Source organism: Streptomyces sp. NPDC001532, assembly GCF_040298625.1.
Classification (GTDB): Bacteria; Actinomycetota; Actinomycetes; order Streptomycetales; family Streptomycetaceae; genus Streptomyces.
The window spans coordinates 18,239-31,976 of the sequence record NZ_JBEPAL010000039.1 but is presented as its reverse complement, the minus strand read 5'-3'; the positions used below and the strand labels follow the sequence as shown (position 1 = coordinate 31,976).

The following is a 13,738-nucleotide window of genomic DNA, read 5'->3' as shown; positions in this document are numbered from 1 at the left end:
GGGGTGCCCTTCATCTCGTCTGCTCGTCTGCTCGCCGGTCCTCGCGGCGGCGGCGCTAGTTCAGCATCGCCCGAGCCGACCGGGCCTCCCCGCGCAGCCGTTCCCCGGCCGCCTCGTCCACCGCGGCGACGACCTCCGCGTACGCCTCCAGCTCCTCGGCGCCCGCCACGAACTCGCCGCGCCGCACCAGCAGCCGGGCCCGCTCGTACCGCAGCCGGGCCGGGTGCGACGGCAGCAGCAGCGACAGCTCCACGGCCCACAGCGCCACATCCGAGCGCTCCGGCCGGGCGGCGGCCCACGCCCGCACGTTGTTGAGGATCCGCAGCACCACGTCCAGCGGCTCCGCCGGCTCCAGCACCGACGGCTCCAGCGGCACCCCGGTGGCCCCCACCACCAGCAGCTCCGCGTCCATGCCGCTCAGCACCCGCCCGCCGTCGAACGGATCGGCCAGCACCCGCTCCCCGGCCGCCCCGAAGCCCACGACGAAGTGCCCGGGCAGCGCGACGCCGTAGACCGGCGCCCCGGCCCGCCGGGCCACCTCCATCCACACCACCGACAGCAGGATCGGCAGCCCGCGGCGCCGCCGCAGCACCTCGTGCAGCAGGGACGACTCCAGCCGCTGGTAGTCCCCGGCCGTGCCCCGGAAGCCCAGCCGGTCACCCAGCAGCTCCCGGGCCGCCTCCGCCCAGTCCAGCGGCCCGCCGGGCCGGAACGGCAGGAGTCCGGCGAGCCGGTCCAGTTCCATCTGCGCGGCGTCGATCCCCGCCTCGTCCAGGGCGGAGTCGCCCGCAGCGCCCACCAGCAGGCACAGCAACGCCACATCGGGCCGCTCGGCGCGGGCCTCGTCGGCGAACCGCAGCCGCAGCTCGGCGGCCCGCTCGGGCGGCGGAGGGAAGGGCGGAAGCAGCACGGAACTCACCTCTCAGCCCCGGCCGGCGCCGGAGGTCCCCGGCTCCCGGTAGTGGTGGTACGCGTGGTGCGCGGCGAACCCCAGCCGGCCGTACATCGCGCGCGCGCCCGCATTGTCCGTCTCGACCTGGAGCCACGCCGCGGAGGCGCCCTCCTCCAGGGCCCGCCCGGCGAGCGCGGTCACCACGGCGGTGGCCAGCCCGCGCCGCCGCAGCGCCGGATCCACCTCCACGGCGGCGAACCCGGCCCACCGGCCGTCGACCACACAGCGCCCGATCGCGGCGGGCGGCGCGTCCGGGCTCTCGCCGGGCACGCTCGCGAACCACACGGACGGCCCGCTGCCCAGCACCCGCAGCGCCACCTCGCCGAGCCCCTTGCGCTGGTACCGCGCCAGCCAGGCCTCGTCGGCCGTGCGCGACAGCAGCACCTCGGCGGGCACGTCCCGGTCGGCGACCGGCGCCAGGGAGCCGATCCACAGCTCCGCGGTCACCTCCCGCACCCACCCGCGCTCCGCCAGCCGGGCGGACAGCAGCTCCTCGGTGCCCTCGGCGCCGGTGGCGGTCTGCACGTACGCGGGCAGCCCCCGGTCGCCGTACCAGCGCCGTACGGCGCTCAGCGCGTCGTCCAGCGGCATGCCCGGGTCGCCCAGCGGCAGCACCGAGTTGGCGCGCCGGGTGAATCCGGCGGCCGCCCGCAGTTCCCAGTCACCCAGCCGCTCGCTCTCCACCGGCCGCCACGCCCGGGCGGAGATCCGCGCGAGTTCCGGATACGAGGCGGCGGGGCCCCGGCGCCGGGCCGGCGCGGCGGGCACCACCTTGCCCGCGACCAGCGACGATTCCGGAATGCGGACGAGTTCGCCGTCCCGGCGTGTGATCACCAGCACACCGCCGTTCCAGGATGTGAGAACACCCACCGTGTCGGTGAATTTCTCCTCGGTTACCGCACTGACGCTAGGGTTGCCCACGCGCCGCACGGAGACGCGTTTGCCCACGTCAGCAGCGGTGATACGGACCTCAAGGCGCCCTGCCGCGGAGATTTCCACAGGTCGGTTCACCCCTCCTGTTCGGATCATGCCCAAGAACGGAGATACTAGGGGCGGGCATCGACGACGCCGCGCTCCCGCGCGCCAGGCGGCGGAGCCTGAGGAGGCCCGCCAGCGCCCGTATCGAGGAGGAACGACAGCGTGACCTACGTCATCGCGCAGCCTTGTGTCGACGTCAAGGACAAGGCGTGCATCGAGGAGTGCCCGGTCGACTGCATCTACGAGGGCCAGCGGTCCTTGTACATCCACCCGGACGAATGCGTCGACTGCGGTGCCTGTGAGCCGGTCTGCCCGGTCGAGGCGATCTTCTACGAGGACGACACTCCGGAGGAGTGGAAGGACTACTACAAGGCGAACGTCGAGTTCTTCGACGAGCTCGGTTCGCCCGGCGGTGCCAGCAAGCTCGGCCTGATCGAGCGCGACCACCCGTTCATCGCCGGTCTGCCGCCGCAGGGCGAGTAACACCGCGCCGGCGGCCGCAGCCCGCGCCGCCCCGGTCCCGTACGGTCCGATCGTCCCGGTCGCCGTGCGGGACCGAGGCGTTCGCCCAACCGTTGAGAGTGAGCGAGAAACCGTGTCCGCAGTCTCCGACCGCCTGCCCACCTTCCCCTGGGACAAGCTCGCGCCCTACAAGGCGACGGCCGCCGCGCACCCCGACGGCATCGTCGACCTGTCCGTCGGCACGCCGGTCGACCCGGTGCCCGAGCTGATCCAGAAGGCGCTGGTGCACGCGGCCGACTCGCCGGGCTATCCGACGGTGTGGGGCACGCCGGAACTGCGGGACGCCATCACCGGCTGGCTGGAGCGCCGCCTCGGCGCGCGCGGTGTCACCCACCACCACGTCCTGCCGATCGTCGGCTCCAAGGAACTCGTCGCCTGGCTCCCGACCCAGCTGGGTCTCGGCCCCGGCGACCGGGTCGCCCACCCGCGCCTGGCCTACCCGACCTACGAGGTCGGCGCCCGCCTGGCCCGCGCCGGGTACGAGGTGTACGACGACCCGACCGAGCTGGACCCGGCCGGCCTGAAGCTGCTGTGGCTGAACTCGCCGTCCAACCCGACCGGCAAGGTCCTCGCCAAGGAGGAGCTGACCCGGATCGTGGCCTGGGCCCGGGAGCACGGCGTGCTGCTCGTCTCCGACGAGTGCTACATCGAGCTGGGCTGGGAGGCCGACCCGGTCTCGGTGCTGCACCCGGACGTCAACGGCGGCTCCTACGAGGGCATCGTCTCGGTGCACTCGCTGTCCAAGCGCTCCAACCTCGCCGGCTACCGGGCCGCCTTCCTGGCCGGTGACCCGGCCGTGCTCGGCCCGCTGCTGGAGATCCGCAAGCACGGCGGCATGATGACCTCCGCTCCGACCCAGGCGGCCGTGGTGGCGGCCCTCGGCGACGACGAGCACGTGCGGGTGCAGCGCGAGCGGTACGCGGCCCGCCGCACCCTGCTGCGCCAGGCCCTGCTCGGCCACGGCTTCCGCATCGAGCACAGCGAGGCCAGCCTCTACCTGTGGGCCACCCGGGACGAGTCCTGCTGGGAGACGGTGGCGCACCTGGCCGAGCGCGGCATCCTGGTCGCGCCGGGCGACTTCTACGGCTCGGCGGGCGACCGGTTCGTGCGGGTGGCGCTGACCGCCTCGGACGAGCGGGTGCGGGCCGCGGTGGAGCGGCTGGCGCGGTAGCCGGACCGACCGTGACACGGGCGAAGGGCCCAGGGACGGCGTCCCTGGGCCCTTCGTCGTACCGGCGCGGCGTCAGCCGAGGGGGAGGCCCTTCGTCGGCAGCTGCTCGGTGGGCAGTCCGCCGCCCTGGGTGAGGCTGTCGGTCGGCAGCCCGCCCTTGGTGGCGGTCTTGGCGGTGTCGCCGACGATGTCCCCGGCGGAGCCGGCCACGTCCCCGGCGGCCTTCTGCGCGGCGGGCGTGGCCTTCTTGACCGCCTTGCCGGTGGTCTTGCCGGCGGCCGGCACCGACTGCTCGACCGCCTTGCCGCCGGTCGCACCCGCGAGACCGGTGACGTTCTGGGCGGCGCCGTCGACGGTGTTGCCGACGTTCGCGCCGTCCAGCGCGGTCAGCCCGCCGAGGTTCTGCGCGGCCGGCAGTTCGGGAGCCGCGGTGGCGGAGCCGGTCGCACCGACCACGGAGGCCGCTCCCGCTGCGGTGAGCAGCGCGGCACGGGCGATCCGGCGGGTCAGGGGGAGGGACATGATGCTCCTTATGACGGGAGAAGACGTAAAGACAACGTGCGCCGTGACTACCGCTCGACCCCCCGCCGAGGTTGCGCAGACCAAACGTAAAGAGTTGGTAATGCGTCGCATTATCGGCTGCGGATGAAAAGGTACAAAAGGAGCCTCGTCCGAAAGTCTGCCGAATCCTTACAGCCCTTTGCCCGCAAGGGATTCCGGGAACGGCAGGGTGACCGTGCGAAAACCCGCCCGCACCGCCGTGGCCGGACACCCGGCATTAACCCGTGCGGGTGAGCGTCCGTACTACTGCGCAGTGACGATCCGGACCGCGTCGGCGGCCTCGCCGCTCTTCGCGTCGGCCGACGGCTCCGCCTCGCGCCACCGGCTGTCGGTGGTGCCGGCGACCCACTCACGGCCCGCGTACGAGACCCGCTCGATGTGCAGCGCCGAGGCGTTGGCGACCGCCCAGTGGGCCAGCTGCCAGCCGCGCACCCGCTCGTCACCCGTCTCCGCCCGCGCCGGGACCGGCACGGTCACGGTCCGCCCGCTGGTCCGCGCGGTCACCGAGGGCTCCGGCGTCGCCGGGGCAGCCGTCTCGGCGCCGACCTCCGCGCCCGCCTCCTGCATCGCGTCCCGGCCGAAGTCCCGCACCAGCGCCGAGCGCACCGCGTCCGGCCCGGTCAGCCGGGTGGCGTCCGGGCGCCCCTCGCAGGTCAGCGTGGCCGCCGCGCGGCCGGTCAGGGCGGCGGCCAGCAGCGTGGCGTCCGGCTCGTGCTTGGCGTACGCCTGCGGAAAGCCGCTGCGCTGCACCCGCTGCGCGGCGACGGTGAGCGGCAGCCGGGTGTAGCCGGGCACCTCGACCAGATGGTCGTAGAACATGCCCGCCGAGTAGATCGGGTCCATGATCTGCTTCTCGGTGCCCCAGCCCTGCGAGGGACGCTGCTGGAACAGGCCGAGCGAGTCCCGGTCGCCGTGCTCGATGTTGCGCAGCGCCGACTCCTGCAACGCCGTCGCCAGCGCGATCGTCACCGCCCGCTCGGGCAGCCCGCGCGCGGTGCCGACGGCCGTGATCGTCGCCGCGTTCACGGCCTGCTCCGGGGAGAACTCGTACGTCGCCCCGTCGCCCTCGCCCGAGACCACGGTGCACCCCGGACCGCTCCGGCCACCGGTCACGTACTGCACCGCGAGATACCCCGCGACCGCGAGCAGGACCACGAAGGCCGCCCCGCAACGCAGGAGGCGGCCGCGACGCTTGGGAGTGGTGGACGGCTCTGGCACGCGTACAAGGTACTGGAGCGGGTGCGACGGGTGGGCCCGGCGGTCCGCGACTCCTTGGCGCTAGGGTCGACGCCATGGCCGATACCCCGCTTGACCTCACGCTGGACGCCGCGCGGCTGACCGCGCAGCTCGTCGACTTCCCCTCCGTGAGCGGCGGCGAGAAGCCGCTCGCGGACGCCGTCGAGTCCGCGCTGCGCGCCCTGCCGCACCTCACCGTCGAACGGCACGGCAACAACGTCGTGGCGCGCACGCATCTGGGCCGGCCGGAGCGTGTGATCCTCGCCGGGCACATCGACACCGTGCCGATCGCGGACAACGTGCCGTCCCGGTTGGACGAGGACGGCGTGCTGTGGGGCTGCGGCACCTGCGACATGAAGTCCGGGGTGGCGGTCCAGCTGCGCATCGCCGCCACGGTCCCCGCGCCCAACCGCGACCTGACCTTCGTCTTCTACGACAACGAGGAGGTCGCGGCCGACCTCAACGGCCTCAAGCACGTCTGCGAGGCGCACCCGGAGTGGCTGGAGGGCGACTTCGCGGTGCTGCTGGAGCCCTCGGACGGCCAGGTCGAGGGCGGCTGCCAGGGCACCTTGCGGATGCTGCTGAGGACGACGGGCGAGCGGGCCCACTCGGCGCGCGGCTGGATGGGCTCCAACGCCATCCACGCGGCGGCCCCGATCCTCCGGCGCCTGGCGGAGTACGAGCCGCGGTGGCCGGTGATCGACGGGCTGGAGTACCGGGAGGGCCTGAACGCGGTCTTCGTCTCGGGCGGTGTCGCCGGGAACGTGATCCCCGACGAGTGCGTGGTCACCGTGAATTTCCGCTACGCGCCGGACCGCACCCCCGAGGAGGCGATCGCCCACGTGCGCGAGGTGTTCGCGGACTGCGGGGTGACGGAGTTCGTCGTCGACGACCACAGCCCCGGCGCGCTGCCCGGCCTGTCCCACCCGGCCGCCGCGGCCTTCATCGAGGCCGTGGGCGGCACCCCGATGCCCAAGTACGGCTGGACGGACGTCTCCCGCTTCTCCGCGCTCGGCGTCCCGGCGGTCAACTACGGCCCCGGCAACCCGCATCTGGCACACAAGCGGGACGAGCGGGTAGAGACAACGAAGATCCTCGCGGCGGAGGAGCGGCTGCGCTCCTGGCTGACGGCCTGAGCGCGCTGCGCGCTCCGTGTGCCGGGCGCTTCGTGGCGGACACGCGCACGTCCCCCCTCCGTAACCCGCGTAGATCTACGCTGAGACGGAAAGACGTGGCAAGCGGAGGGAGCGCACATGGCTACCGGCAACCCTGAGGGCAGCAAGCAGCCGCCGGAGGAGCAGCGCCTCGGACCGGTCCTCCGCAGGCGGGATCAGGTGCAGGCGGGCACCACGGACCAGCGGCTGCTGGACGAGCGGGCCCCCTCCGACTGGGTGCACACCGACCCTTGGCGGGTCCTGCGCATCCAGTCCGAGTTCATCGAGGGCTTCGGCACCCTCGCCGAACTGCCGCCCGCGATCAGTGTGTTCGGCTCGGCCCGGACACCGGTCGACTCGTACGAGTACGAGATGGGCGTGCGGCTCGGCCGCGGACTGGTCCAGGCCGGCTTCGCCGTCATCACGGGCGGCGGGCCCGGCGCGATGGAGGCCGCCAACAAGGGCGCCTGCGAGGCGGGCGGCATCTCCGTCGGGCTCGGCATCGAGCTGCCGTTCGAGCAGGGCCTCAACCCCTACGTCGACATCGGGTTGAACTTCCGGTACTTCTTCGTCAGAAAGATGATGTTCGTCAAATACGCCCAGGGGTTCGTGGTGCTGCCCGGCGGGCTCGGCACGCTCGACGAACTCTTCGAGGCCCTGACCCTCGTCCAGACGCAGAAGGTCACCCAGTTCCCGATCGTCCTGTTCGGCACCGAGTACTGGGGCGGTCTGGTCGACTGGCTGAAGCACACGCTGATCGCCCAGGGCAAGGCCGCCGAGAAGGACCTCGCCCTGTTCCACCTCACCGACGACGTGGACGAGGCGGTCGCCCTGGTCTCGAAGGAGGCGGGCCGCTAGGGCCTTTCGTTTGGATCAGGTCGGCCGTGAGTGACTGCGCCTCTCGACCGGGTCGAGCGGGGTCTGGTGCGTGCAGCTGCAAGGCGGAGGAGGGCGTCGACGCGGAGCGTCGACAACCGACGACAACGCCGCAGATGTGCGTGCCAGACCCCGCGACGCCGACATGATCCAAACGACAGGCCCTAGCGGCACCGGCCCGCTCGCGGCGCCGGTGGGATCACATCAGGCCGCGGCGGGCCACCGCCGGGGCACGGTGCCCGGCGATCGACGACACCATGTCCAGGACCTGGCGGGTCTCCGCCACCTCGTGCACGCGGTAGACCTGCGCGCCGAGCCACGCCGACACGGCCGTCGTCGCCAGGGTGCCGATCACCCGCTCCTTGACCGGACGGTCCAGCGTCTCCCCGACGAAGTCCTTGTTGGACAGCGACACCAGCACCGGCCACCCCGTCTCGACCATCTCGCCGAGCCGCCGGGTCGCCTCCAGGCTGTGCCGGGTGTTCTTGTTGAAGTCGTGCCCGGGGTCGATCAGGATCGACTCCCGCGGCACGCCCAGCGCCGCCGCCCGCTCCGCCAGCCCCACGGTCACCCGCAGGATGTCGGCCACGACGTCGTCGTACGTCACCCGGTGCGGGCGGGTCCGGGGCTGTGCGCCGCCCGCGTGCGTGCACACCAGCCCCACGCCGTGCCGGGCCGCGACCTCCGCGAGCCGCGGGTCGACACCGCCCCAGGCGTCGTTCAGCAGGTCCGCGCCGGCCGCGCAGACGGCCTCGCCGACCTCGGCCCGCCAGGTGTCCACGCTGATCACCACGTCCGGGAAGCGCCGCCGCACCTCGGCCACGAACCCGACCGTGCGCCGTGCCTCCTCCTCGGCCGTCACCTCTTCACCGGGACCGGCCTTGACCCCGCCGATGTCGATGATCGCGGCGCCCTCGGCCACGGCCTGCTCCACCCGGGCGAGGGCGGGCTCGTCGCGGAACGTCGCCCCCTGGTCGTAGAAGGAGTCCGGGGTCCGGTTCACGATCGCCATGATCACCGGCTCGTGCGGGTCGAATTCACGCCTGCCCAGCCTGAGCATCCCCTGTGACCTCTCCTAGTGGTATCCGTCCGCGTCCGGCCTTTGGGCCGCCTGCGACCTTAACCGCCAGACTCGCATGGCACGATCGGACCCTGACACATCCGACCCGACCGATCCGACCGTGGGGACCACAGCGATGGTTATGTTCTTGTTCCTGGTCGTCGCGCTCGCCGTGGTGGTCGCCGCGGTGACCCTCGCCGTGGTGGGCGGCGGCGAGCAGGCGCCGCTGCCGGAGGCGGCACCCGAGCGGCTGTACGACCCGCTGCCCCCGGACCGGCCCGTCGACCGCGCGGACATCGACTCCCTGCGCTTCCCGCTCGCCGTCCGCGGCTACCGGATGAGCGACGTCGACGACGTCCTGAACCGCCTCGCCGCCGAACTCGCCGAGCGCGACGCCCGCATCGCCGACCTGGAGTCCGCCCTGACCGGCGCCCGGGCCGCCGCCGACCGCGTCTCCTTCGAGAAGCGGGACCACACTCCGCAGGACGGCGAACAGTGACCGACGGCACGCCCCTGGCCGGCCCCGACGGCGGGCTCCGCTGCCCCTGGGCGCTCTCCGCGCCCGACTACCTCCCGTACCACGACGAGGAGTGGGGGCGCCCGGTCCACGGCGACGACGCGCTCTTCGAACGCCTCACCCTGGAGGCGTTCCAGTCCGGGCTGTCCTGGATCACCATCCTGCGCCGCCGCCCCGGCTTCCGCGCCGCCTTCGCCGGCTTCCGCATCGCCTCGGTGGCGGCCTACACCGAGGCCGACCGGGAACGGCTGCTCGCCGACGCCGGCATCATCCGCAACCGCGCCAAGGTCGACGCGACCCTGGCCAACGCGCGCGTGCTCGCCGACTGGGCGCCGGGCGAGCTGGACGAGCTGATCTGGTCGCACGCCCCGGACCCGGCCGCCCGCCCGGTCCCCAAGGTGCTGGCCGACGTCCCGGCCGTCACCCCGGAGTCCACCGCCCTGTCCAAGGCGCTCAAACGGCGCGGCCTGCGCTTCGTCGGGCCCACCACGGCGTACGCGCTGATGCAGGCGTGCGGGCTGGTCGACGACCACCTCGCCGACTGCACCGCACGCCGCGCCGGCTGACCGCGGCCGCTACCGGCCCAGGTACTTCGGCCGCTCCTTGTTCACGAACGCCCGCACGGCGATCGCGTGGTCCTCGGAGGCACCGGCCCGGGCCTGGAGTTCGTCCTCCTTCTCCAGCGCCTCGTCGAAGGAGTGGGTGAGGGCGTAGGCCATGGACTCCTTCAGCGCCGCGTACGCCACCGTCGGCCCCTCGGCCAGCGCGCGGGCCACCCGCTCCGCCTCGGCCCGCAGGTCGGCGGCCGGCACCACGCGGTTGGCGATCCCCAGCTCGTACGCCTCCTGGGCCTTGACGCCGCGCGGGAACAGCAGCAGGTCGGACGCCCGGCCGGGGCCCACGATCCGCGGCAGGGTCCAGGAGATGCCCGAGTCCGCGGTGAGCGCGACCCCGGCGAACGAGGTGTTGAAGGAGGCGGTGTCCGCGACCACCCGGTAGTCGGCGGCGAGCGCGAACCCGAAGCCGGCCCCGGCGGCGACCCCGTTCACGCCCGCGACCACCGGCTTCGCCATGCCGACCAGCGCCCGCGCGATCGGGTTGTAGTGCTCCCGCACGGTGCTCATGGTCTGGCCCTCGCCGGTCTCCCGGTCGGAGGCCAGCAGCCCGATGTGCTCCTTGAGGTCCTGGCCCACGCAGAACGCCCGGTCACCGGCGGCGGTCAGCAGCACCGCCCGGACGGCGTCGTCGGCCGCCGCGGACTGGACCGCCTCCCGGAGGGCGACCTTGGTCGCGATGTTCAGCGCGTTCATCGCCTCGGGGCGGTTCAGCGTGATCGTCGCGAGCCCGTCGCTCACCTCGTAGAGCACGGTGTCGGCCATGGTGTGTCCCCTCCGGTGTCGCGGTATGGGCGTACCGGTCGGTACGTCCGGTGTCCGAGGACAGCATGGCGGAGATCGCCGGTGACGGGCCGGACCGCGCGTGTGACCTGCGTCAAAGAAACCCGGGCCCGCTGCGGACGGCGGAGCTCCGTGCGGGTGCGCAGTATCGCAGTCACATCGCCGAATTGGGTGGTTTTGCTCGCGTGCGTTGCCCAAGCGATGCGGACCGATGTTGGTCATCGGGTCGTGAGATGCGGGATAATGGCCTGGAAGCAATGTGTTCGATGCCGGTGTCGCGTGTCCCGCTCGCGGATCCGCGTGCCCCCCAGTGGGCCGTCGGCTTTGACGATGAGCTGGTTTCAGGAAGGGGAACGAGCATGGCGGCCATGAAGCCGCGAACGGGTGACGGCCCGCTCGAGGTGACCAAGGAGGGGCGGGGCATCGTCATGCGCGTTCCGCTCGAAGGCGGCGGTCGGCTCGTCGTCGAGCTGACCCCGGACGAGGCCGACGCGCTCGGCGACGCCCTCAAGAAGGTTGTGGGCTGAACGCGCGCAAGCGACCATACCCTTCCGGCCGCCCCGGCACCGCACAAGGTGCCGGGGCGGCTGCGTATCCGCATCCGCCCCGGCCCGCGTGCCCGCATCCGCCTTGGCCCGCGTACCCGCGTGCCTGGTCCGCTCTAGCCGCGGGCCGGGTCGGGGCGCTTGACCGCGCACAGCAGCCCGTCCCCGAGCGGCAGCAGCGACGGCACCAGGTCCGGGCTCTCGCGCACCGCGCGCAGCAGCTCGCGCAGCCGCAGCACCTCCGTGGGCTGCGGGCCCGAGTCCACCGTGCGGCCGTGCGCGAAGACGCCCTCGAAGGCCACCAGGCCGCCCGGCCGCAGCAGGCGCAACGATTCAGCGAGGTAGTCGAGCACCTCCAGCCGGTCGCCGTCGCAGAAGACGAGGTCGTAGCCGGCGTCCGCGAGCCGCGGCAGCACCTCCAGCGCCCGCCCCGGGATGAACCGGGCCCGGTTGCTGGCGAAGCCGGAGGCGCGGAACGCCTGCCGCGCCGACTGCTGGTGCTCCGGCTCGGGATCGACGGTGGTCAGCACGCCGTCGGGGCGCATGCCGTGCAGCAGGTGGATCCCGGAGACACCGGTGCCGGTGCCGATCTCCGCGACCGCCTTGGCGTCCACGGAGGCGGCCAGCAGTTGCAGCGCGGCGCCCGTGCCGGGCGACACCGGGCGCAGCCCTGCCTCACGGGCCCGGTCGCGGGCCCAGTGCAGCGCTTCGTCCTCGGCGACAAAGGCGTCGGCGAACGCCCAGCTCGTCTGCCGGTTGCCGGTAATGACCCTCTCCTGTCCCCTGGTTGCCTCGGCGTGACTGTATCCGTTGGCGTCGGGAACCCGCAGATGGGACCGGGCGTTTAGAGGGGTGGGAGACAGGAGCGGGGGACACAGTTGGATCACGATGCCGAGCGGGACGCCGAGCAAGTGCTGACGCAGCCGTATGAGCCGTATCAGCCCAGATCAAATTCTCGTAAAACCGCTTATCCGGAGCTAACGGACGAGGTGGCTATGGTAGGGGCTCCACTGGACACCACCAGAGCCGACAGGGGAGGTGCGGCCGCGCCTGTGGACCGAGGCGGAGTGCTGCGGCGCTTCCTCGGCTCGGCAGGCAGGCCGAAATCCGTGAACGACACCGCTGCTGACCCCAGCCAAGCCGCTGGCCACGACCGGACCGCGACCTTCTCCACCGACGCGGACGGGCAGGCGTGGACTCCGCCCACCTGGGAGGAGATCGTCAGCACGCACAGCGGACGGGTCTACCGGCTGGCCTACCGCCTCACCGGCAACCAGCACGACGCGGAGGACCTCACGCAGGAGGTCTTCGTCCGCGTCTTCCGCTCCTTGTCCACCTACACCCCCGGCACCTTCGAGGGCTGGCTGCACCGCATCACCACCAACCTCTTCCTGGACATGGTCCGCCGCAAGCAGCGCATCCGGTTCGACGCCCTCGGCGAGGACGCGGCGGAGCGCCTGCCCAGCCGCGAGCCGTCCCCGCAGCAGGTCCTCAACGACGCGCACTTCGACGCCGACGTCCAGCAGGCCCTCGACACCCTCGCGCCCGAGTTCCGCGCCGCGGTCGTCCTGTGCGACATCGAAGGACTGTCGTACGAGGAGATCGCCGCGACCCTCGGCGTGAAGCTCGGCACCGTCCGCTCCCGGATCCACCGCGGCCGCTCCCAGCTGCGCAAGGCCCTGGCGCACCGCTCCCCGAAGGCGCGCGCCGAGCGCCGCTCCTTCGTCGCCCGTGTCCCCGCACTGGGAGGAGGGGGCGCGTCCGCGTGAGTGGATCACGGCCGAAACCTGCCGAGGGACACCTCGCAGAGCAGCACCTGGGAGATCGACTCGCCGCCCTGGTGGACGGTGAGCTCGGTCATGACGCGCGCGAGCGCGTGCTGGCGCATGTGGCGACCTGCCCGAAGTGCAAGGCGGAGGTGGACGCCCAGCGCCGTCTGAAGAACGTCTTCGCGGAAGCGGCCCCGCCGCCGCTGTCCGAGAGCTTCCTGGCCCGCCTCCAAGGGCTGCCCGCAGGCGGTGACCTCGACGGCGGCGGCACGCCGTTCGGCGGGGGCGGACTGACCGGCGGTCTGCCCGGCCGGCCCGGCGCGGGCGGCGTCTTCGGGATGCGGCGGGGCGGCGAACGCTTCGAGTTCGACTATGTGCCCGCAGGGCCGCACACCTCCGTGCTCCCGGCCGCCGGACAGCGCGGCTTCCGTATCCATGACGTCGGCCGCGCCGACAGCGAGCGGGCCTCGCGCGGGCGCCGGTTCGCGTTCGTCGCCGCCGGAGCGGTGTCGCTGGCAGCCATCGCCCTCGGCGGGGTCACCATCGGCGCACCCGGCGACCCCGAGGCGCGCGGCGGCTCCGGCAGCAATGTGACACCGATGCGGTCACCGGGCACCGGCACGCCCTCCACGCCGGAGAACCAGCGGCGGCGCGCGGTCGGACCGCTGCTGGCGCAGGTCCAGGGCGGACGGATGCTGGGCGAGACCCCGGCGGCTCCCACACAGGTGTCGGCACCGCTGCTGCCCGGCGTCACCGGACCGCACCACGACTCCCAGAACGCGCTCACCACACCCGTGGTGGCCGGCGCCGCCGCCATGTCCCCGTTGATACGTCCGCTGACCGAGACCCCGCCGATCAGCCTGACCGCTTGGTCCATGGCACCCGAGGTCGTCGCTCCCGGCCTGGTCACCACGTCCGCCACGCCCCACCCCACCGGCACCCCCACACCGGCCACACCCCGCACCGCCCGCTGACCGGCCCCTGCGGACCGGCCCGCGAA

General features: G+C 73.1%; 16 protein-coding genes. 9 read left to right on the top strand and 7 right to left on the bottom strand.

Annotated features, from left to right (window positions below; genetic code table 11):
* Nucleotides 1-55: 55 nt before the first annotated feature.
* Nucleotides 56-907 (bottom strand): transglutaminase family protein, encoded by an 852-nt coding sequence (locus ABT232_RS29250; protein WP_351845354.1) that lies wholly within the window; start codon nt 905-907, stop codon nt 56-58.
* Nucleotides 908-922: 15 nt separating this feature from the next.
* Nucleotides 923-1,951, bottom strand: a complete 1,029-nt coding sequence (locus ABT232_RS29245; RefSeq protein ID WP_351845352.1) for a GNAT family N-acetyltransferase — start codon at nt 1,949-1,951, stop codon at nt 923-925.
* A gap of 141 nt (nt 1,952-2,092) precedes the next feature.
* Here ABT232_RS29245 and fdxA point away from each other — a divergent pair, with 141 nt between their 5' ends.
* Nucleotides 2,093-2,413, top strand: a complete 321-nt coding sequence (fdxA, locus tag ABT232_RS29240) for a ferredoxin (protein ID WP_351845262.1) — start codon at nt 2,093-2,095, stop codon at nt 2,411-2,413.
* A 112-nt stretch (nt 2,414-2,525) separates the two neighbouring features.
* Complete coding sequence (locus ABT232_RS29235) at nt 2,526-3,623, top strand: bifunctional succinyldiaminopimelate transaminase/glutamate-prephenate aminotransferase (protein ID WP_351845260.1); 1,098 nt, start codon at nt 2,526-2,528, stop codon at nt 3,621-3,623.
* Nucleotides 3,624-3,695: 72 nt separating this feature from the next.
* Here ABT232_RS29235 and ABT232_RS29230 read toward each other — a convergent pair whose 3' ends face one another.
* Both ABT232_RS29230 and ABT232_RS29225 read right to left on the bottom strand, forming a co-directional pair.
* On the bottom strand, nt 3,696-4,145 hold the full coding sequence (locus tag ABT232_RS29230) for an ATP-binding protein (RefSeq protein WP_351845258.1): 450 nt from the start codon (nt 4,143-4,145) through the stop codon (nt 3,696-3,698).
* A 282-nt stretch (nt 4,146-4,427) separates the two neighbouring features.
* Nucleotides 4,428-5,402, bottom strand: coding sequence for a VldE C-terminal domain-containing protein (locus ABT232_RS29225; protein WP_351845256.1), 975 nt, complete (start codon nt 5,400-5,402; stop codon nt 4,428-4,430).
* 74 nt (nt 5,403-5,476) lie between these two features.
* On the opposite strand from ABT232_RS29225, the gene dapE reads away from it, so the two are divergent.
* Together dapE and ABT232_RS29215 are read left to right on the top strand one after the other, a co-directional pair.
* Nucleotides 5,477-6,556, top strand: coding sequence for a succinyl-diaminopimelate desuccinylase (gene dapE, locus ABT232_RS29220; protein ID WP_351845254.1), 1,080 nt, complete (start codon nt 5,477-5,479; stop codon nt 6,554-6,556).
* Between the two features lie 117 nt (nt 6,557-6,673).
* Complete coding sequence (locus ABT232_RS29215) at nt 6,674-7,432, top strand: LOG family protein (RefSeq protein ID WP_351845252.1); 759 nt, start codon at nt 6,674-6,676, stop codon at nt 7,430-7,432.
* 217 nt (nt 7,433-7,649) lie between these two features.
* Here ABT232_RS29215 and folP read toward each other — a convergent pair whose 3' ends face one another.
* Nucleotides 7,650-8,510: a dihydropteroate synthase gene (gene folP / locus ABT232_RS29210; RefSeq protein WP_351845250.1), complete on the bottom strand. Its 861-nt coding sequence runs from the start codon at nt 8,508-8,510 to the stop codon at nt 7,650-7,652.
* A gap of 136 nt (nt 8,511-8,646) precedes the next feature.
* Here folP and ABT232_RS29205 point away from each other — a divergent pair, with 136 nt between their 5' ends.
* Complete coding sequence (locus tag ABT232_RS29205) at nt 8,647-9,009, top strand: DivIVA domain-containing protein (RefSeq protein ID WP_351845248.1); 363 nt, start codon at nt 8,647-8,649, stop codon at nt 9,007-9,009.
* A complete protein-coding gene (locus ABT232_RS29200; protein ID WP_351845246.1) occupies nt 9,006-9,593 on the top strand; it encodes a DNA-3-methyladenine glycosylase I in 588 nt (195 codons plus the stop codon). The genes ABT232_RS29205 and ABT232_RS29200 overlap by 4 nt, the downstream gene beginning before the upstream one ends.
* A 9-nt stretch (nt 9,594-9,602) precedes the next feature.
* Here the strand turns inward: ABT232_RS29200 and chcB are convergent, their stop codons facing one another.
* Nucleotides 9,603-10,406, bottom strand: coding sequence for a 2-cyclohexenylcarbonyl CoA isomerase (chcB, locus tag ABT232_RS29195; protein ID WP_351845244.1), 804 nt, complete (start codon nt 10,404-10,406; stop codon nt 9,603-9,605).
* A 377-nt stretch (nt 10,407-10,783) separates the two neighbouring features.
* Here chcB and ABT232_RS29190 point away from each other — a divergent pair, with 377 nt between their 5' ends.
* Nucleotides 10,784-10,951: a DUF3117 domain-containing protein gene (locus ABT232_RS29190; protein WP_003966491.1), complete on the top strand. Its 168-nt coding sequence runs from the start codon at nt 10,784-10,786 to the stop codon at nt 10,949-10,951.
* Nucleotides 10,952-11,085: 134 nt separating this feature from the next.
* Here the strand turns inward: ABT232_RS29190 and ABT232_RS29185 are convergent, their stop codons facing one another.
* Nucleotides 11,086-11,799: an O-methyltransferase gene (locus ABT232_RS29185; RefSeq protein ID WP_351845350.1), complete on the bottom strand. Its 714-nt coding sequence runs from the start codon at nt 11,797-11,799 to the stop codon at nt 11,086-11,088.
* Between the two features lie 237 nt (nt 11,800-12,036).
* On the opposite strand from ABT232_RS29185, the gene sigE reads away from it, so the two are divergent.
* Entirely contained in the window at nt 12,037-12,738 is a 702-nt protein-coding gene (gene sigE / locus ABT232_RS29180; protein ID WP_351845348.1) for an RNA polymerase sigma factor SigE, read from the top strand.
* The gene (locus tag ABT232_RS29175) at nt 12,735-13,712 is read left to right on the top strand and encodes a zf-HC2 domain-containing protein (RefSeq protein WP_351845242.1); all 978 of its coding nucleotides are present in this window, start codon (nt 12,735-12,737) and stop codon (nt 13,710-13,712) included. The genes sigE and ABT232_RS29175 overlap by 4 nt, the downstream gene beginning before the upstream one ends.
* Nucleotides 13,713-13,738: the final 26 nt, after the last annotated feature.

Coding starts and splice junctions, on each gene's coding strand:
- ABT232_RS29215 (WP_351845252.1), top strand. CDS start 6,674: ATGGCTACCGGCAACCCTGAGGGCAGCAAGCAGCCGCCGGAGGAGCAG.
- ABT232_RS29190 (WP_003966491.1), top strand. CDS start 10,784: ATGGCGGCCATGAAGCCGCGAACGGGTGACGGCCCGCTCGAGGTGACC.
- dapE (WP_351845254.1), top strand. CDS start 5,477: ATGGCCGATACCCCGCTTGACCTCACGCTGGACGCCGCGCGGCTGACC.
- ABT232_RS29205 (WP_351845248.1), top strand. CDS start 8,647: ATGGTTATGTTCTTGTTCCTGGTCGTCGCGCTCGCCGTGGTGGTCGCC.
- ABT232_RS29230 (WP_351845258.1), bottom strand. CDS start 4,145: ATGTCCCTCCCCCTGACCCGCCGGATCGCCCGTGCCGCGCTGCTCACC.
- chcB (WP_351845244.1), bottom strand. CDS start 10,406: ATGGCCGACACCGTGCTCTACGAGGTGAGCGACGGGCTCGCGACGATC.
- folP (WP_351845250.1), bottom strand. CDS start 8,510: ATGCTCAGGCTGGGCAGGCGTGAATTCGACCCGCACGAGCCGGTGATC.